The organism is Nocardia sp. NPDC051321 (assembly GCF_044455225.1).
In the GTDB taxonomy this organism is placed as follows: Bacteria; Actinomycetota; Actinomycetes; order Mycobacteriales; family Mycobacteriaceae; genus Nocardia.
In genome coordinates this window covers 21,711-30,734 of record NZ_JBITEM010000031.1, presented here as the reverse complement: position 1 = coordinate 30,734, position 9,024 = coordinate 21,711, and the positions used below count along the sequence as shown (strand labels likewise).

The following is a 9,024-nucleotide window of genomic DNA, read 5'->3' as shown; positions in this document are numbered from 1 at the left end:
CCGCTCACGCAGCTCGGCCGGATACTTCTTCCTCGACGACACGACTCCATCCTTCACAGAAGATGAAGTCCCCGGACTCACCGGGGGGATTCACCCGAAGATGTCGGTGTGTACCACCGCGCAAGTTGGCAACTGAACGCGAATCGGGTACCGATGAAGTGCATTCACCGACCGGACCGCTTTGGCGGTCCGGTCGGTACCCGGCGGAGTCACACGGTCACGACGACGCCGTAGAGGATGGCCAGCACACCGACGGTGGCGGCGAAGGTTTTCCCGCCGTGGCGAAGAGCGGTGGGCCAGCTGTCGCCGTCGCGGCGGGACAGGGCGACGGCCCCAGCACCGGTGAGAAGCGCAAAAAGGACACCGATCACAGCCGCTAGGACGCGCAAGAGGATTTCGGTCGCGATGGTGGTGTTGGGGGACATGGAGGGCTCGCTTTCAGGGGCAGTGGTTGTGCCCGGATAGCAAGTCAGATCGGTTCGACGCTGTACAGCGCGAAGTCTTGGCTACGCTCAACGAAACCCATGTCACCGACGGTTTCCGACTCATCCGAGTCGGGCCGGGTCGGCGCAGTAGGTGCGAAAGGAACACCGGTGGATCAGGATTCCGGTGGCGGTCGTCGCGAGTCAGCGCGAGAACTGTTTTCGGCGGAGCTTAACGCGCTGCGGCAACGGTCGCAGTTGCCACTGCAAGACATCGCTGACTGGATCCAGCACCGCAGGAGCGAGTCGGTCCCGACGTCCACGATCGGTGATTGGCTTGGCCCCGACCCGACCGTTCCCCGCTACAACCAGCCGTTCCTGCTAGTCGTGGAGTGTCTCCACGTCGCGGCGTCCGAGACGTGGACACGAGAGGCGGCAGCGCACTGGAAACGCTTGCGCGCCAACGCCTATAAAGAACCGAAATCACCAGCCTCCGAACCTGAGCAGGAAGGCAGCCACGCCGCTGTGCTGGTGGGGCCGGTCCCGGCGAAGCCAGCCCACTTCATCCACCGCGACCAGCTCACCACGTTGAGGAAAGGTTTGGCACACGGCAAGGGGGCGGCGGTGGTGACCGGGATGCGAGGGGCAGGCAAGACCCAAGTGGCCGCAGCCTACGCCCGCGAGGTTCTCGACCACGACAAACGCGGGGTGCTGGTGGGGTGGGTGAGCGCGGACGTCGGCACCGTCTATGACGGGCTGGCCGCGATCGCCGACCAGATCGGTGTTAGCGCCCCCGACGGTAACGCGGTCGCGTCAGCGCACCGGCTACGTGACTACTTCAACAACCACCCCGAACCACACTTGCTGGTCCTCGACAACGCCACCGACCCCGACCTGCTGCGCCGCCTGCTACCCACCCGCGGCGGCACGCGGATCATCATCACGACAACCGACCAGTCCATGACCCGCCTCGCCGACACCCCCGTCATCACTGTCGCTGGCTACACGCTCGAACAAGCCACCGCCTTCCTGCGCGCGGCGACCAACATCACCGACCCGACCGGGGAGAAACACCTCGCCGAAGAACTAGGATACTTGCCGCTGGGCCTGGCCGCCGCGGCCGCCGCAATCACCGCCCCTCGGCCCCCGCTGACATACACGCAGTATCTGAACAAGTTGCGCTCCCAACCGTTGCCGCGCGCGCTGCGTCACCGTGAGGGGTCCGACTACACCCGCTCCACCGATCAAGCGATCATGCTCTCGGTCCAGGCCGCTGAAGCCGCCACCGACGACCCAGAACTCGACACCGTCGTGGCATGGTTACTCGGACTTTTCGCTGTTCTGGCGCCCACCGGCGTCCGGCGGGAAATGCTGCACCACTCCGACCGGCACCTGGACGAACTGGTCGACGACGCGATTGAACGCTGCGTGCGCTACAGCCTGCTGAACTGGTCCACCGGAGAGGACCGGCTGATCGCACACCGGCTCACCACCCGCGTCCTACTCGAGCGCGTTCGCGACACGGAGCAGGGCAACAAAGTGCTCTCCCACGCGCTCGATGTTGTGCAGCCACACCGCCTCGTTGTGCAGCCACTCCGCCCCGACCAGCACTGGTCTCGTCGTGCCGAGGGCGCTGATCTGGCCGACCAAATCGAAGCGATCCGGGCTACGGGTCTCGCTACCCAGGCATCCAGCATCTGCCGCAACCGCACGATAGCGCTCTGCGTCTGGGCCACCCACCAATTGACCGAGGCCGCGAGCCTCGATCGAGCGATACCCTTCGCTGAACGAACTCTCCGCGATTGTGAAGCAATTCTTGTCCCCGACCATCCTTTCACTGTTGAATCCCGCCACAACCTCGCTGCCGCCTACCTATCAACTGGTCGGCCCGACGACGCGATTCTGCTGTACGAACGCACCCTCGCTGACCGGCAGCGGGCACATGGACCCAACACCCCCAAGGTATTCACCGCCCGCAACAACCTCGCGTACGCCTACCGTGAGGCTGGTCGGCTCCACGACGCGATTCTGCTGTACGAACGCACCCTCGCCGACCAAGAACGGGTCCTTGGCCCCGACCATCCCGACACCCTGCTCGCCCGTAACAACCTCGCCCACGCGTACACGCAGGCCGGGCGCCAAACCGAAGCCATCCAGCTCCACGAACGCACCTCGGCCGACATGGAACGGATCCTTGGCCCCGACCACCCCCTCACCCTTACCTCCCACAACAACCTCGCTGGCGCCTACGAAGAGATCAGGCGGTTCGACGACGCGATTCCGCTGTACGAACGCACCCTCGCCGACCGAGAACGGGTCCTTGGCCCCGACGATCCCGACACCCTGCTCGCCCGTAACAACCTCGCCCACGCGTACACGCAGGCCGGGCGCCAAACCGAAGCCATCCAGCTCCACGAACGCACCTCGGCCGACATGGAACGGGTCCTCGGGCCCAACCATCCGAACTCACTTCTCTCCCGGAACAACCTCGCCCGCGCCTACAAATCGGCCGGGCGGCTCGACGAAGCGGTTCCGTTGTTCGAGCGAACCCTCTCCGACCGGGAACGGATCCTTGGACCCGACAACCCCGATACCCTGATATCCCGCAGCGACCTCGCCCATGCCTGCGAGACGGCGGGCGACCTGGACCGGGCCATCCCGCTCTACGAACGCACCCTCGCCGACACAGAGCGGGTGCTCGGACCCGACCACCCCTTTACCCTGTCCGCCCGCAGTAACCTCGCCGGCGCCTACGAATCGGTCGGTCGACTCGACGACGCGATTCCGCTGCGCGAACGCACCCTCGCCGACACGGAGCCGAACCTTGGCCCCAACCACCCCGACACACTCCTCGCCCATACAAACCTCGCCCGCGCGTACGAATCGATCGGCCGACTCGCCAACGCCATACGGCAGTACGAACACATCCTTGAGCGGATCGAATACGTCGTCGGGCCTGATCATCAGGGCGTCATGACGATTCGTGCCACCCTCGATCGGCTTCGCATCTCTCATGCGGCCAGCGGGACAACCGATCAAGACGATTAACAGCAGCAAGATTGGCCAGCGCCTTTTGCAACCCAGTAGCGGTCGCGAGACCAACCGATTGACTTGTCTGGTCGGCACTTCAGCAGGTCACCAGTCAACGCCATGTAATCGGCATTGTCGCTCACTCGCCCCAACTGTAGTCAGCTGTTGGTGAATGGGATTCCCCTGTTTTCGTGGAGAGTCTCGACCGATTGTTCGAACTCTTCGACTACCCCTGGCCGCGTCCACGTCGTCGTCGCCCGTCCGTATCAGGTCTGCGCTGAACCGAAGCAACTACCTCCGAGCCGGCAAGCCGCAGGCTCGGAGGTTCGGGTGTCTATGGCCAGTGCAGCGGGCCCCGACTTTCGTCGCAAAGTCCTCAGGTCGGTTGTCGCGGTGGCTGGTTCTTGTTGTTGGCCTGGCTGGTTCGTTTCGGGTGGCCGTGGGTATCTCGGCGGGGGATAGCGCGGCGTTGAAGGGCGGCACGGATTGTTTCGGCTACAACGCCGAGGTCGGTGGCGATCTGGGCCAGTGATTGGCCGCGTTGGTAGCGGGTGACGGCATGGTCGGCTTCGCTGTCGGTGAGGCGGCGCGGTTGGCGGATCTCGATACCGCCGGTGTGCAGGATTCGCAGGACGCTGCCTTTGGCGAGCCGGTATCGGATGGTGAGTTGGTTTGTGGAGGAACCGTTTTGGTAGGCGGTACAGATCGCAGTGCGTTGGTTATCGGTGAGGCGCAGGCGTAGGGCGCGGTTCGGTGGCGGTGTGGTGTTGGCTGGGCAGGTGGGTTGTCGGCGAGTCGTTGACAGAGCCGGTCGAGTGTCGCGGTGCGATGGTTGTGGGTGGAGTGGCCGCGCATGAGTTCGATAACTGCTGCTGTTCTCTGGTGTGCGCAGCGTGCGGGTATGCCGTAGATATAAGCGAGAGAGGCGTATTCGGTGGCTGAAGGTGTACGACAGTCCTCGGACGGGTCGGATTCGTGTTGGTCGAGGTTCGGGTTGTCTTGTCGCGCATGGAGTTCGGCGGCGTGGTGGATGTCGTCGAAGGGCGGGTTGAGGGTGTGGGTGACCTCGATGGGGGTGCGGCAGTCGAGATAAATTGCATGACAAAGGGTTTGGTTGATCATGCGGCGGTTCGCCTCGGTCGTGTTCTGGTAGAGGGTGTGTGGGTCGGTGAGCAGCTCGAGTGCGTCGCGTAGGTAGTTGGCGCCGGTCGCGAGTTCGGCGCCGGCGGTGTGTAGCTGGGCTGTGGTGTGTTCGCGTTCGGTGTGGATGCGCCGCAGGCGGGTCGCGATATCGGATGGTGGGAGGCCGGCATCAGTGGCCAGGTCCAAGAGCCGTTCTTGTTGAGCGGTGAGTTCTTTGAGCCGTCGACGCAGATTCGCGTGCAGGGCGCGAGTGCTGGCATTTTCGTCGGCCAGAGCGGCATCCAGGAGTTGGCGGACCTCTCGGATGAAGCGAGAAGGAAGTTTCAGGGTGGTGTAGTGGTCGAGGACGGCTTGCTCGACCAGATCCGCGGGCAGGTAGGGCAAGTCGCACAGGCCGTCTTGCCGGCCGCGGCATAGGAAGTAGCTGTACCGGCAGCCATTGCGGCCGGTGGCTTCGGTGTAGATCAGGCGTGCGGTGCGGCCGTTGGTGCGGCAGCGCTGGCAGAACAGTGTGCCCTTGAGGTAGTGGGTGAGGATGCGGTCGCGCTGGCCTAGGCGGCCGCGAAATTCTCGGACTTGCTGGACCTGGTCGAAGAGTGACTGGTCGATGATGGGTTCGTGGCGGCCGGGATAAACCTGGTTCTTGTAGACGATGAATCCGGTGTAGTAGAGGTCGGCGAGCATGCGATGCAGTTGACGGGCTTGGACCGGATGTTCGGGGAGTTTGCCGCGTGCTCGGTTGGTCAGCCCGCGATCAGCCATGGCTGCTTCGAGTCGTTCGACGGTGTAGTCGCCGGTGGCGTAGAGCTCCCACGCGGTGCGCACCAGCGGTGCGCGGTCCGGGTCGAGTTGGATGCTGTTGAAGAGTTTGCCGTCGATTTCGTTTTGGGTGTTGAGGTAGCCGAGTTTGGCGTAGCCGTTGGTGCCGCCGTTGATGGCTTTCTGCAGCATCTTGTCGGCGATGTCGAGGCCCTGCAAGGTGTTTTGCAGGCCGTTCATGATGTCGAGCATCCCCTCCATGGCCTGGGCGTATGGGCCTTGGCCGAAGTCCTCTTTCACCGAGACCAGCCGCACGCCCATTTTCTGCAGCTGGACTTGGACGATGGCGGCGTCGAACTGGTTGCGGAACGCGCGTGAGCGCATGTAGACGATGACGTATTTGACCTCTGGGTGGGTGTGTAGGTAGGCGATCATTTGCTGGAAGACGTCGCGTTCGATGATGTTCTTGCCCGACTTGCCTGGCTCGACGAATTCCTCGGCGACGATCGCACCGAGTGAGTCGGCTTTGGCCGTACCGTGTTCGCGTTGGGTGTGGATCGACAACCCGTCGAGGTCGAGGTCGATGGCGGTGTTCATCTGCCGCTTGGTCGACACTCGCAGATAGAGCACCGCAGCAGCACATCCGAGCGGATTGGAAGCAATACACTTCATGTAGCGACTCCCTCCATGTGGGCACATGAGAAGCGGAGCTGACCCGTCGACAGGGCACGATCGGCCACAGGTCAGCACAGAGGAATTCGGTGCCGAGACGGGTTTGTATCGTGGACTGGCTGCGGCCACTGCTGGATGACCAGTTCGCGTTCAGAGGTTTGTCAGCCTGGGCGGATAACACGCCTGGAGTCGCGTGACGTCACCGGTGATCAAGGTTCCGGCGGGTGACGCGCTGATTGGCAGAACACGTCGTTCGAGCCGAAAGCGGCACACTAATTCGGCGTGTACCAGCGTGATACGGGCCATTCGGGGCCGCCGCCGTCGGGCCATCGTTCTGGCTGGCGGCTCGATTCGAAGAGATCGGCGTCGCTGGTGTGGGTGCGTGGGCGTCGGGGCGGTAGGTCGAACTGGCGTGCGATGTCATCTTCGGGTCGTTCGAAGGCGGACCGTTCCGCCGCGGCGACGATCTCCAGATTGATTTGGCGAGTTTCGGTTTCGTTCAGATGGAACGGGCCCGTGTGCACCAGTGGCGAGTTCAGCATGACCAGCAAATGGTGGGGATCGAGTGGGAAGATCATGACGGGGGATTTCTCGGGGCCGAGCCAACGAGACCGATCGTGGGGTGGGCCTGCGATCATGGTCACCGGTTCGTCGCAAGTTACAAGGGGTTGACTAGTCGAATAGGTTGCCCAATCGCGATCGCGGGTGGCCGAGTACAAGATCCGTGAGTCACTCAGTGCGAGGTCCAGTGCTTTCACTCTTGAATCTGCGCTACCACTGGCTGTCGATTTCGAGAGCACCATGTCGAGCTGTTGTTCGTGGCGGGTCGGATCGTATTCAGTTCCGAACTTGTGCAGCAGCGTGGGGAGTAGCGCACCGACGGTTGCGCGCAGCTGCCGAGGATCGGTGGTTGCGATCGAGTCATCAAGCGCGAGTGCGTAATTGCGGTATCGCGTCCCGCGTACGTACTGCAGGACGACGAACACGGCCAGGTCATCGATCAGTGCCTGGTCCGTCACTGGGCCTGGCGTTGCGGTGCAGATTTGATCAAGCCGATGAGCGCACGGTGTCTCTATTCTGGACATATGCTTTTCCACCCACAGGGCGGGAAAGCGGCTTTGGTCGATATCGTCTGCGGCGTAGCGGTTGAAGTTCGACTTTGCGGCGAGCTCTTCCAGCGGTTGGACGTAAGTCGCGCCGGTGTCGACCATCGTCATCTTCACGAAGAAGATCTTCTTCTTGCCATCGCGCGCGACCGCCCATCGCTTCAGGTAGAAGCGCGGAACATAGTGATGGTTCTTGGATTGGCCAGGGCTCGACTCCTCGTGCAAGGCCTGCTTGCGCGATTCGTGCGCGAACGTGTCCGATAGCCATTCGTGCGAGCTTGTCATCACTGTTGCCTTCGGTCGGCGTTGAGGTCGGTGGACGGCTCTGGCGGAAGTTGTGGATTATTCGGATCGACTCCGGCCTCGTCGAGTACCCGCTGGGTCGACAAGATTGTGTACGGTTCGCTGCTGGGGAGGTTGCTCCATCGGTTGTCGAACTGCCCGAGATCGGCAGCGTCGCACAGTTCCTGGGCGTTCCGTCCGAGTCGGCGATGATCGCATCGGGAGCGCTGGTCCACGTAGAGCCGGCTGTTATCCGCGGGTTTGTATACGAGGATCCCGCAGGCGAGTTCGAGATGGCGCAGATGTTGAGGCCCCGTGTTCCACGCCAGTACGGTTCCACGAAACGGAGGGAGGGCAGGCAGTGCGTCGGGGTCGCGGTCGGGTTTGGCGTACTCGATGACGAGCCGACTGCCGTCTGTGCCAGGCACAACTGCCCAATCGAAAGGTTCGGTGGGAGCGACGCCGGCGATAATAAGAGGAATCCGCGCTGAGTCCTGCGCGTGCAGCGCCGCCACAATTGCTGGATCAAACGGCAACGCCAGATGCACAAGAGCGACCTTCCGACCCGCCTCTTGGTCCAGGACCGCAACCAATTGCAGCCCGTCGAGCGAGGCGTCGGCCGTACCGACGATCACCATGACGTTTACTGCGAAACCCGCTCGAACGCTCGGCAATTCTATCGTGTCGGCGGCGATCGATTGGCTTTCGAGGGCGCGGAGCTCGGATTCAGGAAATTGCAGACACAACGCGACCCGCCAGTTCGGCAGTATCTCCATCGACGATGGCTCCCACCGTTGGATCGCGTGCCGATCTCCGGGGCGGAGAAGTTCTCGAACCGGGGCAAGATATCCGAGCTGAGAGTAGTTTCCGCTATGGAGGCTGTACTTGAATTCGGACGCCCGATGCCTGGGGGCAAGGTAAAGCTCATTGGTGGCCTTCTTGCGCTTACCAGTCCACACTCTCCACTCGGCTGAGCGCCGCCCGTCGGGCGCCATTATGACGAACCTTGCCGTTGTTGCTGGCGACACTGATTGTTCAGCCATGCTATGACTATCGGAGCGGCGACAGACTACGTTTCCCTACCACCACGATCTGATTCGAAACCGAACCAGAACAATGCGTCGGCGACTCTGCTGGTCGATTGTCCAGACTAGCGACCTTGTCCATCGTCGCGTGCGTGGCGAGAATACGAATGCTGAGGTGCTCGGCCTCTGCCTCATCGTCGCGCTGTATCCCGGCGGATGAGGGTGGCTGAGCGAGCGCGCCTTTCGACTCCTCCGCACGTCGACTCGGGCCCGCCACGTGCCGAACTCTGACTCTTCTGCAGCCGAAAACCTGAACAGCAGTTCAGCTATCCGGTTGTTGCGGAGCACGTGACCATTCGATCGCCCGGTCGGTGCCGAGGGTTTGTGCTGGTCAGAGACCTCGCGGGCGGGCCTTCGTGTCTCCGCGGCCAGGGCCGTGGGTTCGAATAACGTGACATATCCTCCACTGTTTACGCAGGTCGGGGCCCCCCCAGACCCGCGCCCCACGGGTGTTTTTTTTAGAATACCCAAAGTTTAAACCCAATTAAGATACCCACCCTTCAATATAAAGGCTCGTGTGCACGG

5 protein-coding genes are annotated in these 9,024 nt (G+C 62.6%); 1 reads left to right on the top strand and 4 read right to left on the bottom strand.

Annotated elements, in window-relative coordinates:
• Positions 1 to 209: 209 nt before the first annotated feature.
• The gene (locus ACIA8C_RS42810; protein ID WP_397145215.1) at positions 210 to 425 is read right to left on the bottom strand and encodes a hypothetical protein; all 216 of its coding nucleotides are present in this window, start codon (positions 423 to 425) and stop codon (positions 210 to 212) included.
• A gap of 597 nt (positions 426 to 1,022) precedes the next feature.
• Between ACIA8C_RS42810 and ACIA8C_RS42805 the strand changes: the two genes are divergently transcribed.
• The gene (locus tag ACIA8C_RS42805) at positions 1,023 to 3,470 is read left to right on the top strand and encodes a tetratricopeptide repeat protein (RefSeq protein ID WP_397145213.1); all 2,448 of its coding nucleotides are present in this window, start codon (positions 1,023 to 1,025) and stop codon (positions 3,468 to 3,470) included.
• A gap of 477 nt (positions 3,471 to 3,947) precedes the next feature.
• On the opposite strand, the gene ACIA8C_RS42800 is transcribed toward ACIA8C_RS42805, so the two are convergent.
• From ACIA8C_RS42800 to ACIA8C_RS42790, 3 genes are all read right to left on the bottom strand, one after another.
• Complete coding sequence (locus tag ACIA8C_RS42800) at positions 3,948 to 6,026, bottom strand: recombinase family protein (protein ID WP_397145211.1); 2,079 nt, start codon at positions 6,024 to 6,026, stop codon at positions 3,948 to 3,950.
• 272 nt (positions 6,027 to 6,298) lie between these two features.
• On the bottom strand, positions 6,299 to 7,417 hold the full coding sequence (locus ACIA8C_RS42795) for a DUF4238 domain-containing protein (RefSeq protein ID WP_397145209.1): 1,119 nt from the start codon (positions 7,415 to 7,417) through the stop codon (positions 6,299 to 6,301).
• The gene (locus ACIA8C_RS42790; protein WP_397145207.1) at positions 7,417 to 8,190 is read right to left on the bottom strand and encodes a hypothetical protein; all 774 of its coding nucleotides are present in this window, start codon (positions 8,188 to 8,190) and stop codon (positions 7,417 to 7,419) included. Before ACIA8C_RS42790 ends, ACIA8C_RS42795 begins: the two co-directional genes overlap by 1 nt.
• Positions 8,191 to 9,024 lie beyond the last annotated feature (834 nt).